Annotated in this window: 13 protein-coding genes; 4 read left to right on the top strand and 9 right to left on the bottom strand. The window is 69.5% G+C overall.

Annotated elements, in window-relative coordinates:
• Positions 1-69: 69 nt before the first annotated feature.
• The 3 genes from IEY95_RS49545 to rfbA all read right to left on the bottom strand — a co-directional run bounded on the left by IEY95_RS49545 (position 70) and on the right by rfbA (position 3,287).
• On the bottom strand, positions 70-1,437 hold the full coding sequence (locus tag IEY95_RS49545) for a collagen-like domain-containing protein (RefSeq protein ID WP_229703553.1): 1,368 nt from the start codon (positions 1,435-1,437) through the stop codon (positions 70-72).
• 326 nt (positions 1,438-1,763) lie between these two features.
• Positions 1,764-2,375, bottom strand: coding sequence for a dTDP-4-dehydrorhamnose 3,5-epimerase (gene rfbC / locus IEY95_RS33985; RefSeq protein ID WP_189190030.1), 612 nt, complete (start codon positions 2,373-2,375; stop codon positions 1,764-1,766).
• A 12-nt stretch (positions 2,376-2,387) separates the two neighbouring features.
• On the bottom strand, positions 2,388-3,287 hold the full coding sequence (gene rfbA / locus IEY95_RS33980) for a glucose-1-phosphate thymidylyltransferase RfbA (protein WP_189190029.1): 900 nt from the start codon (positions 3,285-3,287) through the stop codon (positions 2,388-2,390).
• 307 nt (positions 3,288-3,594) lie between these two features.
• Between rfbA and IEY95_RS33975 the strand changes: the two genes are divergently transcribed.
• From IEY95_RS33975 to IEY95_RS33960, 4 genes are all read left to right on the top strand, one after another.
• Positions 3,595-4,668, top strand: coding sequence for a substrate-binding domain-containing protein (locus IEY95_RS33975; protein WP_189190028.1), 1,074 nt, complete (start codon positions 3,595-3,597; stop codon positions 4,666-4,668).
• A gap of 13 nt (positions 4,669-4,681) precedes the next feature.
• Positions 4,682-5,857 (top strand): toxic anion resistance protein, encoded by a 1,176-nt coding sequence (locus IEY95_RS33970; RefSeq protein WP_189190027.1) that lies wholly within the window; start codon positions 4,682-4,684, stop codon positions 5,855-5,857.
• Between the two features lie 101 nt (positions 5,858-5,958).
• The gene (locus tag IEY95_RS33965; protein ID WP_373294609.1) at positions 5,959-7,458 is read left to right on the top strand and encodes a substrate-binding and vWA domain-containing protein; all 1,500 of its coding nucleotides are present in this window, start codon (positions 5,959-5,961) and stop codon (positions 7,456-7,458) included.
• A complete protein-coding gene (locus IEY95_RS33960) occupies positions 7,445-8,050 on the top strand; it encodes a hypothetical protein (RefSeq protein WP_229703552.1) in 606 nt (201 codons plus the stop codon). Before IEY95_RS33965 ends, IEY95_RS33960 begins: the two co-directional genes overlap by 14 nt.
• A 7-nt stretch (positions 8,051-8,057) precedes the next feature.
• On the opposite strand, the gene IEY95_RS33955 is transcribed toward IEY95_RS33960, so the two are convergent.
• The 6 genes from IEY95_RS33955 to IEY95_RS33930 form a co-directional block, all read right to left on the bottom strand.
• On the bottom strand, positions 8,058-9,224 hold the full coding sequence (locus tag IEY95_RS33955; RefSeq protein ID WP_189190025.1) for a hypothetical protein: 1,167 nt from the start codon (positions 9,222-9,224) through the stop codon (positions 8,058-8,060).
• On the bottom strand, positions 9,221-10,018 hold the full coding sequence (locus IEY95_RS33950) for a PP2C family serine/threonine-protein phosphatase (RefSeq protein WP_189190024.1): 798 nt from the start codon (positions 10,016-10,018) through the stop codon (positions 9,221-9,223). The genes IEY95_RS33955 and IEY95_RS33950 overlap by 4 nt, the downstream gene beginning before the upstream one ends.
• Before the next feature lie 51 nt (positions 10,019-10,069).
• Positions 10,070-10,831, bottom strand: a complete 762-nt coding sequence (locus tag IEY95_RS33945; RefSeq protein WP_189190023.1) for a vWA domain-containing protein — start codon at positions 10,829-10,831, stop codon at positions 10,070-10,072.
• Between the two features lie 39 nt (positions 10,832-10,870).
• On the bottom strand, positions 10,871-11,941 hold the full coding sequence (locus IEY95_RS33940) for a hypothetical protein (RefSeq protein ID WP_229703551.1): 1,071 nt from the start codon (positions 11,939-11,941) through the stop codon (positions 10,871-10,873).
• A gap of 152 nt (positions 11,942-12,093) precedes the next feature.
• Positions 12,094-12,450 (bottom strand): hypothetical protein, encoded by a 357-nt coding sequence (locus IEY95_RS33935; RefSeq protein ID WP_229703550.1) that lies wholly within the window; start codon positions 12,448-12,450, stop codon positions 12,094-12,096.
• A 94-nt stretch (positions 12,451-12,544) separates the two neighbouring features.
• Complete coding sequence (locus tag IEY95_RS33930; RefSeq protein ID WP_189190020.1) at positions 12,545-13,531, bottom strand: serine/threonine-protein kinase; 987 nt, start codon at positions 13,529-13,531, stop codon at positions 12,545-12,547.
• Between the last annotated feature and the right edge of the window lie 337 nt (positions 13,532-13,868).

The following is a 13,868-nucleotide window of genomic DNA, read 5'->3' as shown; positions in this document are numbered from 1 at the left end:
AAATGAGGACGGTGCCCACGAGGCCGAGGCCTCGGGGGCACCTGTCACTCGCTGACACTCACATGGGAGTTACGGCGTGAGGTCTGCGCAGACCACGTAGACGGTGATGTTGGTCGAGCCGCTTGCCTGCCCTTGCCACCCAGTGGGCGGGGTAGTCCCGAACGGCCTGGTGTTCCTGATTGCGTTGTCGTTGCTTTCGCCCTGCCCGCTTTGGACTCCACCGCCGGTGGCGCTGTCACCGGTGTCGCACGTGACAGTCCGCGGGCCGGATCCGGTCACGGACTTGACGTAAAGGGTGACCGGACCCGCGACACCCTGGAAGCCCTGGTTGCCCTGGTTGCCCTGGTTGCCCTGGTTCCCCTGGTTGCCCTGGTTGCCCTGAGCGCCCGTAAGACCCTGGTCCCCCTTGTCTCCCTTGCCACCCTGGAAGCCCTGGTTGCCCTGGTTCCCCTGGTTCCCCTGGTTGCCCTGGCTGCCCGTAAGACCCTGGTCGCCCTTGTCTCCCTGCTTGCCCTGCTCTCCCTGGTTGCCCTGGTTGCCCTGGTTGCCTTGGTTGCCTTGGTTGCCCTGAGCGCCCGTAAGACCCTGGTCTCCCTTGTCTCCCTTGTCGCCCTGGAAGCCCTGGAAGCCCTGGTTGCCCTGGGTGCCGGCACCGCCGGCGTCACCCTTGTCGCCCTTGTCGCCCTGGTTGCCCTGGTTCCCCTGGTTGCCCTGGTTGCCCTGAGCGCCCGTAAGACCCTGGTCTCCCTTGTCTCCCTTGCCACCCTGGAAGCCCTGGAAGCCCTGGTTGCCCTGGGCGCCCTGGTCTCCCTTGTCGCCCTTGTCACCCTGGTAACCCTGGTTGCCCTGGTTACCCTGGGCGCCCTGGTCTCCCTTGTCGCCCTTGTCACCCTGGTTGCCCTGGTTGCCCTGGTTACCCTGAGCGCCCTGGTCTCCCTTGTCGCCCTTGTCACCCTGGTTGCCCTGGTTGCCCTGGTTACCCTGGGCGCCCTGGTCTCCCTTGTCGCCCTTGTCACCCTGGTTGCCCTGGTTCCCCTGGTTGCCCTGGTTACCTTGAGCGCCCTGGTCTCCCTTGTCGCCCTTGTCACCCTGGTTGCCCTGGTTACCCTGGTTACCCTGAGCGCCCTTGTCACCCTGGAAACCCTGGAAACCCTGCGGGCCCCGGTCACCCGTGTCGCCCTTTTTACCCTGGTTGCCCTGGAAACCCTGCGCGCCCTGGAAACCCTGCGCGCCCTTCTTACCGGGCTTGCCCTCGTGGCCCTGGTGACCCTGAGGGCCGCGGTCGCCCTTGCCACCGTAAGGATCGTTGTCGACACCGTGCAGGCCGGGGGCCGTGTACGGAACAGCGCTGACGGTGCTGGACCTGTGGATCGCGTCGGCGATGGCCACCGCGCTCGGCGCGACGTTGAGCGCCAATGCGAGAGCACCCGTGGTCACCAGCGCGGCGGACCTCAGGTTTGCACTTCGAATCTTTCTGCGGCTCAAGAGAACCTTCCTCACGAACTGGGAGGGAGTCAAACCGCGAGCGCGCGCACTCAGTGCGCTTTCTACGCGTGCGGATCGCGTCGCCTTTGGCGGCGGACAAAGCCATTCTTAAACGGTCGGTAATTGGATGGTCACGGCTCGCGCGATGCCGCAGACGAGGATCACCCGAGCGGCCTCAACGCATCGCACGCAACGATTCGGCGCCACCGGAGAGCAGAATGGACGACTTTCCCACGTCTTCCTTGCAGATTCCCCCGGTGCGGACTTCGACATGGCCGCTAGGAATGGTGCACGGCGTTGCTCACGAGATCTCCGCGATACGCGGCGCAGTCCTCGATGGAAGGCAGCAGACCTTGCCGCTGGGCTTCCGCCAGAGTGGGCGCAGCAGCGTCCTTCTCGGAAAGACGCGGCGCGAGATGGTCGGGCCAGTCGATGGCCAGCGTCGGGTCGAGCGGGTTGATTCCGTGCTCGCGCTGCGGCGCGTACCCCTGGGAGCACAGATAGACGACGGTGGAATCGTCCTCCAACGCCATGAAGGCGTGGCCCAGCCCTTCCGAGAGGTAGACACAGCGGTGCGTCGTGTCGTCGAGCCGTACCGCCTCCCATTTCCCGAAGGTCGGGGAGCCGGTGCGGATGTCGACCACCACGTCGAGGACGGCGCCGCTCACGCACGTGACGTGCTTGGCCTGGCCCGGCGGGACGGACGCGTAGTGGATGCCGCGGAGAGTTCCGCGGACGGAGCGGGAACAGTTGGCCTGCGCGAGCCGGAGCCCCTGGCCGGTGGAATCGTGGAAGGCGGAGCCCTTGAACCACTCGTGGAATCGGCCTCTGTCGTCCGTGAACACCCGGGGCGTGTCCACCCACGCCCCTTCGATGTCAAGCGCTCTCACGTGCTTGCTCTCCTAGGATCGGATTCTCTGGGGCATGACGAGCTGCCGGGTGTCCTCCAGCAGCCCGAGCAGATAGTGGCCGTATCCGCTCTTGAGCAGCGGCTGGGCCAGTTCCCGGAGCCGGTCGTCGTCGATCAGGCCGGCCCGCCAGGCCGCCTCCTCGACGCAGCCGATCTTGAAGCCCTGCCGCTCCTCGATCACCCGCACGAACTCCGAGGCCTGGACCATGGAGGCGAAGGTTCCGGTGTCGAGCCACGCGGTGCCCCGGTCGAGCCGGGTGACGTGCAGCGCCCCGGCCTCCAGATAGACACGATTGAGGTCGGTGATCTCCAGCTCGCCCCTGGCGCTGGGCCGCAGTCCGCGGGCGATGTCCACGGCACGGTTGTCGTAGAAGTACAGTCCGGGCACGGCGTACCGGGATCTCGGCCGGGCCGGCTTCTCCTCGAGGGACAGGGCCCGGCCCTGGTCGTCGAACTCCACCACGCCGTACGCCGAAGGGTTGGCGACCTGGTAGGCGAACACCCTGCCGCCGATCAGCTCGTCATGGCGGGCCAGCCGGGTGCCGAGGCCGCTCCCGTGGAAGATGTTGTCGCCCAGAATCAGGGCGACCGACTCGTCGCCGATGAAGTCGGCACCCAGTACGAAAGCATGAGCAATACCCTCGGGTCGCTCCTGTGCCAGATATTCGAAACGCAGGCCGAGTTGACCGCCATCGCCCAGCAACCGGCGAAAGTGGCACTGGTCTTCAGGAGTGGTGATGACCAGGATCTCCCGGACGCCGGCCATCACAAGTGTGGAAAGCGGGTAATAGACCATGGGCTTGTCGAAGACCGGCAGCAATTGCTTCGACACCGAGCGGGTCAGCGGCCACAGTCGCGAGCCGGTGCCCCCGGCCAGGAGAATTCCGCGCATGGCATCACCATAGGCGAATTCCCCCCGAATGCCGGTTTATTGTGCACCCAGGGACTGCCCTCGATTCGCCGGCGTACCCCGTGGCGTTCACCGGAGGAGTCGGCAGTGGTCCGGACATACGGTTCGGCGAGTCGGCCGGAGTACCGGATTGGCGCTGCGAGACGCTCCCCGAAGCGGGGGCACTGAACAGCCTCGCGGCCCCGCGTAGTGACACCCCCGGTTCCGGTTGCGTACCGGGACCCGGTGGTCACCGTGTGTTCACCCCCCGAGACGGGGAATGTTGGATTCCGAGGTGCACGCTCCAGGCGTGAGACGTATCGCAGGGATCGTCCTGGCGGTACTGCTGATCGGCGGAGTGGTAGCAGCCGTCGTCGCGGGCCGCAATGGTCAGGACAAGGGCACGGCAACGAAGACCGTGCAGGGAGTGATCGGTTCGGAGAAGGCGGAGTTCTTCGCCGATCCCGACGTGGTGAAGGCCCTCGCTGCCAAGGGCTACACCGTGAAGACGGAGACCTCCGGGTCCTGGGCCATGGAGGGCCTCGACCTCAAGGGGTACGACTTCGCCTTCCCCTCCAGCCAGGCGCCGGCCGACGAGCTCGCCGACAAGTACCACGTACGGCAGCCCCTCCCCCGGCCCTTCTACTCGCCCCTTGTCGTGGTGGCCCATCGCAGCGCGGCCCAAGTACTCGCCGCGGGCGGACTCGCCACCCTCGACAAGAACACCGGCACCCTCAAGATGGGCGCCTACCTCGACGCGGCCCGGCACGACCGGACGTGGCAGCAGCTCAAGGGGGCCACGGCGCACGGGGAGTTGACCGGCACGCTCTATGTCGCCACCACCGACCCCGACACCTCCAACTCCGGCGCCCTCTACCTCGCTGCCGCCTCGTACGTCGCCGACGGCGGACGCGTGGCCGCCGACACCGCCGCCGTCGAGCGCACCGCGCCCCTGATGCACAAGCTGATCAGCGTCCAGGGCGCCCAACAGTCCAGCACGGACGCGGCGTTCAGGGATTTCATCAGCGGCGCGGGCAACCCGCTGGTCCTCGTGTACGAGTCGCAGGTCGCCTCGCTGCTCGCCGAGGGCCAGGACGTCGGCGACCTCACCGTCCTCTACCCGGACACCACGGCGAACAGCGACCACACCGTCGTACCGCTCACTCCGCAGGGCCGCGCGCTGGGTGAACTCCTCAGCAGCGACCCGACGCTGCGCAAGCTCGCCGTCCGGCACGGGTTCCGGCCGCAGGGCACGACCGCCGAGTTCACGGCGGCGACCGCGAGCCACACCGCGTATCTCAACCAGAAGCTGACCGGCGTCCGGCAGGCGCCCGTGCCCGCCTCCAAGGTGCTGCACGCGATGGCGCGCCGGGCCGGGAACTAGGGGGAATCGACACATGACAACCGAACAGAACGAGTTGACCCTCACACCGCCCGAGGCCGTCGCGCCCGTGCCCCGTGAGAAGGCCGGCGGGCTCGTCCCCGTCGACCCGTCCGTGCGGGACGAGATGGCGCGGCGCGCCGCCGAGTACGTCGGCGGGCTCGCCTCGCTCGACGCCCGCTCACCCGAATTCGCCGGCAAGGTCGGGGAGATCGCGGGCCTGGGCGCCGGCGAGATGCGGGGCGCGGCCGCACAGTCCAACCGGATGCTGGAGCGCACCCTGCGCAGTCTGCCGGGCAAGGGCGAGGACGCCCAGTCCCATGTCGCGGGCTCGCTCGTCGAGCTCCGCCGCGTGGTCGAGGACCTGGACCCGCGCGACCTGCCCGCGAGCAAGGGGCGGAAGTTCCTCTCCAAGCTGCCCGGCGGCAACAAGCTGCGCGACCACGTCGCCAAGTACGCCTCCGCGCAGGGCACGTTGAACAAGATCGTGGGATCCCTGCGCGGCGGCCAGGACGAGCTGCGCCGTGACAACGCGGCGCTGCAGACCGAGCGCGTCCGGCTCTGGGAGACGATGGGCAAGCTCCAGGAGTACGTCGTCCTCACCCAGGCCCTGGACACGGCGGTCGAGGAACACATCGCCGGTGTGGAGACCCAGGACCCGACGCAGGCCGACACCCTCCGTTCCGACGTCCTCTTCCCCGTCCGCCAGAAGCACCAGGACCTGCTCACCCAGCTCGCCGTCTGCGCCCAGGGCTACCTGGCCATGGACGTGGTCCGGCGCAACAACGACGAGCTCATCAAGGGCGTCGACCGCGCGGCCACCACCACCGTCTCGGCCCTGCGCATCTCCGTGATGCTGGCCTCCGCCCTCGACAACCAGCGCAAGGTCGTCGATCAGGTCAACGCCCTGCGCGGCACCACGGAGGACCTCATCCGCGGCAACGCCGAGATGCTCGCCACCCAGAGCGGCGAGATCCAGCGCATCGCCGCCGACCCGGCGGTCGGCGCGGAGACCCTTCGCATCGCCTTCCAGCAGATCTACCGCACCCTCGACGCGATCGACACGTACAAGGTCCAGGCGACCGAGGCGATGGCGACGACGGTGGAGTCCCTGACATCGGAACTCCAGCACGCGAGCGCCTACTTGGAGCGCAGCCGCTCGCAGGGTGCGCTGGAGGGAGGGCTCGCGTGAGAGTAGGGAACGCGTCACCCCCGGAGCGTGGGGGCAGCCGTACAGCAGGGCGGAGAAGGGCACACGCGACCCATGGCGCGGCGGCCGCCGTCGCACTCGCACTGGTGACGGCGGGATGCACCTCGGCCGCGGAAGACCCGGCCCGGGCCGACAAGCCCGAACCCGGGACTCTCCGTGTCCTCGCCTCCAGCGAGCTCAGCGACATGACCCCGATCCTCGACCGGATCCGCAAGGACACGGGCATCACGGTCAAGCCCACCTACATGGGTACCCTCGCCGCCGTGGACCTGCTCGCGCAGGGCAAGGCGGACAGCTCGTACGACGCGCTGTGGCTGTCCTCCAACGACTACCTGCACCTTCGTCCGGACGCGGCGAAGAAGGTCGTCTCGGAGACCCCGGTCATGTCGAGCCCCGTGGCCATCGGCGTCAAGCCGGCGACCGTGAACGCGCTCGGCTGGAAGCCGGACGACGTCACCTGGTCCCAGGTGGAGAAGGCGGTGGCGGACGGGAAGCTGACGTACGGCATGACCGACCCCGCCCGGTCCAACTCCGGTTTCTCCACGCTGATTTCGGTCGCCTCGGGTCTCTCCGGCGCCCAGTCGGCGCTGACGGACGCGGACGTGGACAAGGCGACCCCGAAACTGCGGGAGTTCTTCAAGGGGCAGAAGCTGACCTCGGGTTCCTCGGGCTGGCTGGCGACGGCGTACGAGCGTCGCGGCACGGTGGACGCGCTGCTCAACTACGAGTCGGTCCTCAAGGGCATGAAGGGTCTGACGGTCATCCGGCCGCGCGACGGAGTGGTGACCGCCGACTACCCCCTCTCCTCCCTGGCCGCGTCCGGCAAGGACACCCGCGAGACCGTCCGCCGCCTCACCGAGGCCCTGCGGACGCCCGAGGTACAGGGCGAGATCACCCGGGACACGCACCGCCGTCCGGTCGTCGCCTCCGTGCCTCCGGCGGCGGGCCTCGACACGGGAAGGCGCCGCGAACTGCCCTTCCCCGGCAGCCGATCCGTCGCCGACCGGCTTCTCGACTCGTACGAGAACAAGCTCCGCCGGCCGTCCAGGACCGTATACGTTCTCGACACCTCGGGCTCGATGGGCGGCGACCGGCTCGCCCGGCTGAAGAAGGCGCTCACCGATCTGACGGGCGACTTCCGCGACCGCGAGGAGGTGACGCTCATGCCGTTCGGGTCGAAGGTCAAGAGCGTCCACACACATGTGGTGCGGCCCGAGGACCCGAAGGCCGGGCTCGACGGGATCCGCAGGGACACCCGCGCGCTCAGCGCCGAGGGCGACACCGCGATCTATACGTCGCTGGAGAAGGCGTACGAGCATCTCGGCGCCGACGACGACACGTTCACGTCGATCGTGCTGATGACGGACGGCGAGAACACGACGGGCGCGAGCCCCGGCCACTTCGACGACTTCTATGCCCACCTGCCGGGCGGGCAGCGGGAGATACCCGTCTTCCCGATCCTGTTCGGCGACTCCGACCGCGGCGAGCTCCAGCACATCGCCGACCTGACCGGCGGCCGTCTCTTCGACGCCCGGAAGGGCTCGCTCGACGGCGCCTTCGAGGAGATCCGTGGCTACCAATAAGCTGATCGGCTTCCTTGAGTCCCGCAAGAACCTCACCGGCAGCGCCTGCGGGCTCGTCGGCCTGGCGCTGACCTTCACCGGGGTCGCGGGCCCGTACTGGCCCGTCGTCGTCGCCGGTCTGTACGGCGCGGGCGCCCTGATGGCCCCGCCGGAGCGCCCGCCCCTCCCCGACTTCCCGGACCCGTCGGCCCAACTCGACGAGCTGCGCGGCGACTTCGGCAAGCTGCGGGAGTATCTGACCGGGGTCGAGCTGCCACCCGCCGCGGCCGGTCGGCTCACCGAGCTGACGGAACTCCTGGCCGCACTCCTGGACCCCGGCTGGGTCGCCGAGGTTCTCGCCCAGGACCCGGAGGGTGTGCACACGCTGTCCCGTGCCGTGCGGCAGGACATTCCCGAGGCCGTCGACACCTTCGTACGGACCAGGTGGTGGACCCGGCTGACGCCCGGCAGCGAACCGCCGGAGCGCCATCTGGAGCGCCAGCTCACGCTGTTGCACGAGGAGTCGGACCGGCTGGCGGCCTCGCTGCGGGAGACGGAGGCGCGGCGGCAGGAGTCGCACACGCGCTATCTGGAGGACCGGGGGCGCTCGTAGTAACGGCTCATTTCGCGTGCGTGGCGATGACGATCAGGATCACCACCACCACGATCAGCAAGGCGACCTTCAGCGCCTTCGCCCAGGCGGCCGCGCCCGTCTGCTCCTGCTGCCCCGGTGCGTCCGGCACGGGAACCGGCACCGGCCCGTTGAACACGTCGTGCCCCGTCACCGCCACCCGCGTGCACCAGGGGCAGGACGTCAGATGGGAACCGTATGTGTGCAGCGGGCGGTTCTGACAGACCCGTACGAGAGAGCGCTCCTTGTCCAGGGCGCGCAGCCAGGCCTCCGCCGGGGGGCGCGCGGCGGGGGCGTGCACGCCGGGACCGAAGGCGGCGCGGGCCAGCGTGAGGAGTTCGGGGGGCAGCACGGAGGGGTCGATGGTGCCGCGCGGGATGACGACCAGCTCGGGGCGTACGACGTAGGAGCAGCTGGCGGCGATGTTGTCCTTGACGGTCGACTCGGATGCGCTGTCGTGCGGGACGCCGCCGAAGGGGTGGTTGCCGGCGGTCAGCAGCTGGTAGACGAGGACCGCGAGGGCGAAGTCGTCGGTGGCGCGGGTGGCGGGGCCGCCGGCCTGGCGCTCGGGAGACGAATAGTCGGTGGTGTGCATCAGACAGGGGAAGAGTTCCCCGCTCACCGGGTCGTTGAAGGCGATGGAGTCGCAGTCGAGGAAGGTGACGAAGCCGTTGGCGTCGACCACCACGTTGCTGCTGGAGAAGTCGCCGATGACGAGGTTGTCGTAGTGCATGCGGGCGGTCATGAACGCGAGGTTCCAGGCGACGCCGAGCAGAAAACGCCAGTCGGCCCGGTCGGGGAAGAGCTTGAGCCGCTGGGCTCGGGTGAACAGGCCGATCAGCTGGACGTGGCGGGGCTCGCCGAAGCGGCGCATGGCGTAGCCGAGGAACTCGCCCTGGGGGCCACGGGCCAGGGCGGTGGGCCAGGCCAGTTCGGGCGGCTGGGACACGTCGGTGGGGCGGGCGGCGAGCGGGGACATGGTCAGCATCCGCATCAGCCGGCGCTCCTGGTCCAGGCCCGGCGGTTCGCGGTAGAGCTTGACGACGATCCCGGCGTCGCCGACGACCGGGAAGACGGCCGCCTGGCCGCCGCCCTTGAGCGGCAGCTCCGCGAGGGTGACGGGCTTTCCGTCCAGGAACACCGTGAGGCCGCTCATGGCCGCGCCCTGAGCACGGCCCGCAGCAGGGTCTTGTCGTCGGCGTTCAGAGCGGTGAGCCGGTCCGACCTCAGCAGGGTCGCGAGACCCTCGTGGGTGTTGTCGGTCACGGTGTCGAGGGAGCGGAACACGGCGTCGACGAAGGACGTGTTCGGGGACAGCGCCCCGCCGCCGGAGCGGTTGAGCGCGGCCTGCACAAGGCCGTCGGTGGACAGCAGCACCCCGTCGATGCCGTCGTCGGACACGCAGTCGGTGTGCACCCAGCGGGCCGCGTCCGGCGAGGTGAGGAAGACCGTCTCGTTGCTGTACTCGCTGGCCGCCATCGCCTGCGGCAGCAGATGGAACTGCCGCTCCCCGTCCTCCGCACCCGCGCGCAGGACGACGAAGCCGTCGCCCACGGTGAGATGGCCCAGCCAGCCGGGCGCGAGCACCACGACGGTGAGCGTGGTCGCGAAGTCCGGGGCGTCGGCGCCGGTGGCGTCCAGGAACATCTTGCTGACGTCGTGGAAGGCGTCTTCGAGCAACTCGTGCACGGCCTCGCCGGGATGGCACTCCGCCGCCGCGGCCGACCGGCGCGCGAACTGCTCCGCGGCCAGCTCGACGGCGAGCCGCGACCCCTCCTCGGAGCGCGGCCTGCTGCCTGCGCCGTCCGCGACCGCGAGCACCGCCACGGACGCCGACACCGTGTACGCGCACGCGTCCTGGCAGGGCAGTCCCTGACGGCGGTGGCGGTAGCCCTCGACACTCATGCCGTGGATCCGCCACGGCGACTCACGCTCGTCGACTCCGGTCATCGGTCAGGATTCCCATCCGGTTGTGAGCCGGGACACGTGTCCGGCCATGGGTCAGGATTCCCAAGCCGGGCGCTGCGTCTTGAACTGGCTGAAGATCTTCTCGAAGACCTCGTCGCCCGCGCCCTTCTGCTCGGCGTTGGCGCTCGCGGACATCATCTGGAGCAGCTCGCGGAACGGGAATCCCTGCAGGCGGGCGTTGAACTTCGGCGCGAACGCCTGGAGGACCTGCTCGCCCATGTCGGTGATGCCGCCGACCCCTATCGCGTACAGCCGGAAGCGGCGGGCGCGCTGCTCCTCTGCCAGGACCGGGATCAACCGGTGCCAGGAGTCGGTGAGATGACCCGTCCCGTCGGTCGGCAGTCCGTCGGTGACCAGGCAGATCTGCGGCCGGTAGTACTGAAGTCCTGAGGCGCGCAGCTCGGCCTTGCGGGCCGCGACGATGTGCATCGACAGCTCCAGCGCCTCCGTCATCAGGGTCACCCCGGCCGCGGCGAGCTGCGGCGGCCGGAAGGTGTGCGCGGGCACGAAGGGGCTCACCGGGGCGCGCGGGGCGAGGAGTTGGGGACCGCGCCAGGCGGCGACGCCCTGACCGCCGAAGGTGACCACGGCGACCTCGACGCTGTAGCTGAGGCTGACGTCGTCGTGCAGCTCCCGGGTCCACTCCATGAGCGCGTTGTTGAGCGTCTGGATCGGCTGTCCCGCCATGGAGCTCGATGTGTCGAGACAGAGCACCAGCGGCAGGCGCTGCGCGTTGTTCTCGAACTCGATATCGGCGTACTCCGCCGGCAGCGTGGGCGGGTATTCGCTGTGCATCTCTGTTTCTCCTGGTCTCAGGTCCGGGTGCCGTTGTTCTCAGGTCCGGGTGCCTTTGGCGTGCCGTCCGGTGGTCGGCGGGAACGCGTACAGGACGTCGGAGTCCCGCTCCCGCGCGTCGGTGACGTCGACGAGTCCGCCGGGAGCGGGTGGCGGCCGCCCGGGCTCGGCCCACACCGCCCGGTACAGCACGCGGTCCAGCTCGACATAGCCCTGCGGATGCAGTTCGGTGCGGACGACGGCGGACCTCGCGGGGCCCGGCACGTTCGCGACCCGCCGTCCGTACTGGGGCGTCGGCGTGACCCGGAGGCGGGTGGTGGTCTCGTCGGGGGTACGGGTGTGCGCCGCGGCCGCCGGCACGGCGCCGACCCCGGGCGAGGCGAGCGCACGCCGCGGCAGCGACCCGACGGCGCTGGAGGACCGCCGGATGAGGAACAGCAGCGCGGCGAGGAGAAGGACGAGTACGGCGCAGAGACCGGCGAGGATCTTGGTGGTGGTGTCCCACCCGGAGCCCGCCTCGGTGACCGCGTCGGTGCCCGAGCCCGCGTGGGAGGTGTTCTTGCCGTCGGCATGGCCGGCGGAGGTGGACTCGTCCGAGGGAGTCACGGTGGCGGTCGGCGGGCCGACGGGGGTGGCGATGGCGTACGTGTGCCTGGAGAGGTCGGTTCCTTGGTGCTGGGCGATCAGATCACGGCCGGCGAGCGGGCCCTTGGCGAGCTTCGCGCACAGATCCTTGGGGTTGTCGGGACGGCAGGCCTGGACGGTCTCCAGCTCGGTCAGGGCCTCGGGCGGCAGTTTGTCGATCGTGGCGTCCTGCGCGACGAGACGGGCGCTCGGCTTCGCCAGCAGGAGGAGCGCCGTTCCGCCCTGACCCGTGTGTCCGCCCTTGGGCACCTCGACCACGAGGTTGTCGCGCTTCTGCCAGAGGGTCTGCTCGACGTCCTTGCGCTCCCGCGCACTGCCGTCGTACGGCACCGCGTCGTCCAGGGTGACCCGGACGGTCCCCTCGCCGATCCAGCGCGACCAGCACTGGAGGCGTTCCTTGAAGTTCTTGCCGCACGGCTCGTCGGCCGCAGCCGCGGCACCGGCCGGGGCGAGCGCGACCGCCATTCCGAAAAGCACCGTGAAACACAGTGAACGCCGCATCGGCAACCCCCCGTGGCCTGAAAGACACACCCCCGTGGCCTTGAAAGGCACTCGCCCATAGTGGGGCAACCGGCGTGCGCCCGGAAGGGGTTTGGGGCACACGACGGCTTTCACTTCTACAACTTGAAAACCTGATGGCAGCGGGTGAACATCTGCCGCGCCCGTTCCACCCAATCACTGGCCAAAGCATCGAAATCCGCTTGTGTCATCCGGCAGGTCAACGGGAGATCGCAGACCCCGGCGAGACAGGGCCGTGGCCCCCGTACGTCCCACACGGACAGCATGGGATTCAACTGTTCGGTATTCCATGCGTTCGACGCCGCAGCTGCGACGGCCAGTTGATCCTGGCGCAGATAATGACCGTCGGTCGCAAAGGCGACAAGGAGCCGTTTGGTGGTCATGAATCTCACCGTGACCATGCGCCCCGTTTCCTTGAGATCGAATTGCATCGACACGGAAACGGTGTCGGTCACGGTGTGATAGTTCCGCCGCCCTACCCAGTTCTGCACCAACTGCCGCCAGTGCGTGCCTATTTCGAGGATCTCGTGGCCACGACCGGGAACGGACTCAGGCGTCGCCACGGCCCACCGCCTCGGCGACCATCGCGTCGGTCAGTCCGGCGTCCAGCAGCGTCTGGGCGTGCAACAGCAGACAGGACGGCACGGACACACTCGTGCCCTGCTTGCGGCGGCCGGCCAGATCACGGGTGCGCGCCTTGATGCTGTGGGCCACCGCGGGCGGCGGCCAGGACGCGGACTTCGGCGTCTGCTCCAGCAACTCGGCCAGCAGCTCGTCGAGTTGGGGTCGGTCCTCGGGCCGCTTGGCCAGACAGTGCGCGATCAGTTCACGCATGGACGCGGGTACGCCGTCGAGCTCGGGCTCGGCGAGGACGACCCGGTAGCGCACCGCCTCCCCGCTGCCGTGCGGCGGGCGGCCCGTCAGGGCGTAGACCAGCACCCCGCCGAGGGAGAAGACATCGCTCGGCGGGCCCACCGGCGCGCCCTTGATCTGCTCGGGCGACATGAAGGGCGGGGTGCCGACGACGACGCCCACCTGGGTGAGTCCGGGGGCGCCGTCGACGCGGGAGATCCCGAAGTCGATGACGCGGGGCCCGTCGGAGGCGAGGAGCACATTCGCCGGTTTCAGGTCCCGGTGCACCACGCGGGCGGCGTGGATGGCCTGAAGCGCCTCGACCAGGCCCGCGCCGAGCGGCCGTACCTGCGGCTCGGGCAGCGGTCCGTCCGTGCGGACGGCCTCGGCCAGCGAGGGTCCCGGCACGTACATCGTGGCCAGCCACGGCAGTTCGGCCTCGGTGTCGGCGTCGATCACGGCCGCGGTGTACGCGCCGCTCACCACCCGCGCGGCGGCGACCTCGCGCGCGAAGCGCTCTCTGAACTCGCCCTCCGCCGCGAGCTCGGGCCGCACCACCTTCACGGCGACCTCGCGTCCGGCCGGCGAACGGCCGAGATACACCCATCCCATTCCGCCGGAGCCCAGCCGGCCCACGATGCGGTACGGCCCGATCTTCATGGGGTCGCTGACCGGTGTGCGCACCCCGCTCACCTCATTTCGGGGTTCGTTGCAGGATGTCCCGAGTGTCCCGCGAAATGCCGTGCGCGGCAGAGGTGATGACGGAAGTGGGGGGCGGGATTACGTTCGAGGCGCGCGGCGGCGGGCCGGAGGTTTTTCGCCCCCTCCGCCCCTGCCCGTCCCGTACCTGGGGGCTGCGCCCCCAGACCCCCGCCAAAAGATCGCGCAGTTCCCCGCGCCCCTGAAAAGGGGCACGGGGAACTGCGCGACAAGCCACCCCCGGGTAGAAGCGGAGGGGGCGAAAAACCTCCCGGCGTCGGCGTCACCGCGGCCGGTCGTGACGACATCGCAGGTCAGGGCA

This window comes from Streptomyces albiflavescens (assembly GCF_014645835.1).
GTDB classification, from domain to species: Bacteria; Actinomycetota; Actinomycetes; order Streptomycetales; family Streptomycetaceae; genus Streptomyces; species Streptomyces albiflavescens.
Note: the sequence above shows the minus strand (reverse complement) of the source record. Positions and strands in the feature narration are given on the sequence as shown.

Excerpts from the sequence above, each read along its gene's own strand:
- rfbA (WP_189190029.1), bottom strand. The coding sequence starts at position 3,287 with ATGCGCGGAATTCTCCTGGCCGGGGGCACCGGCTCGCGACTGTGGCCG.
- IEY95_RS33970 (WP_189190027.1), top strand. The coding sequence starts at position 4,682 with ATGACAACCGAACAGAACGAGTTGACCCTCACACCGCCCGAGGCCGTC.
- IEY95_RS33955 (WP_189190025.1), bottom strand. The coding sequence starts at position 9,224 with ATGAGCGGCCTCACGGTGTTCCTGGACGGAAAGCCCGTCACCCTCGCG.
- IEY95_RS33950 (WP_189190024.1), bottom strand. The coding sequence starts at position 10,018 with ATGACCGGAGTCGACGAGCGTGAGTCGCCGTGGCGGATCCACGGCATG.
- IEY95_RS33945 (WP_189190023.1), bottom strand. The coding sequence starts at position 10,831 with ATGCACAGCGAATACCCGCCCACGCTGCCGGCGGAGTACGCCGATATC.
- IEY95_RS33940 (WP_229703551.1), bottom strand. The coding sequence starts at position 11,941 with ATGGCGGTCGCGCTCGCCCCGGCCGGTGCCGCGGCTGCGGCCGACGAG.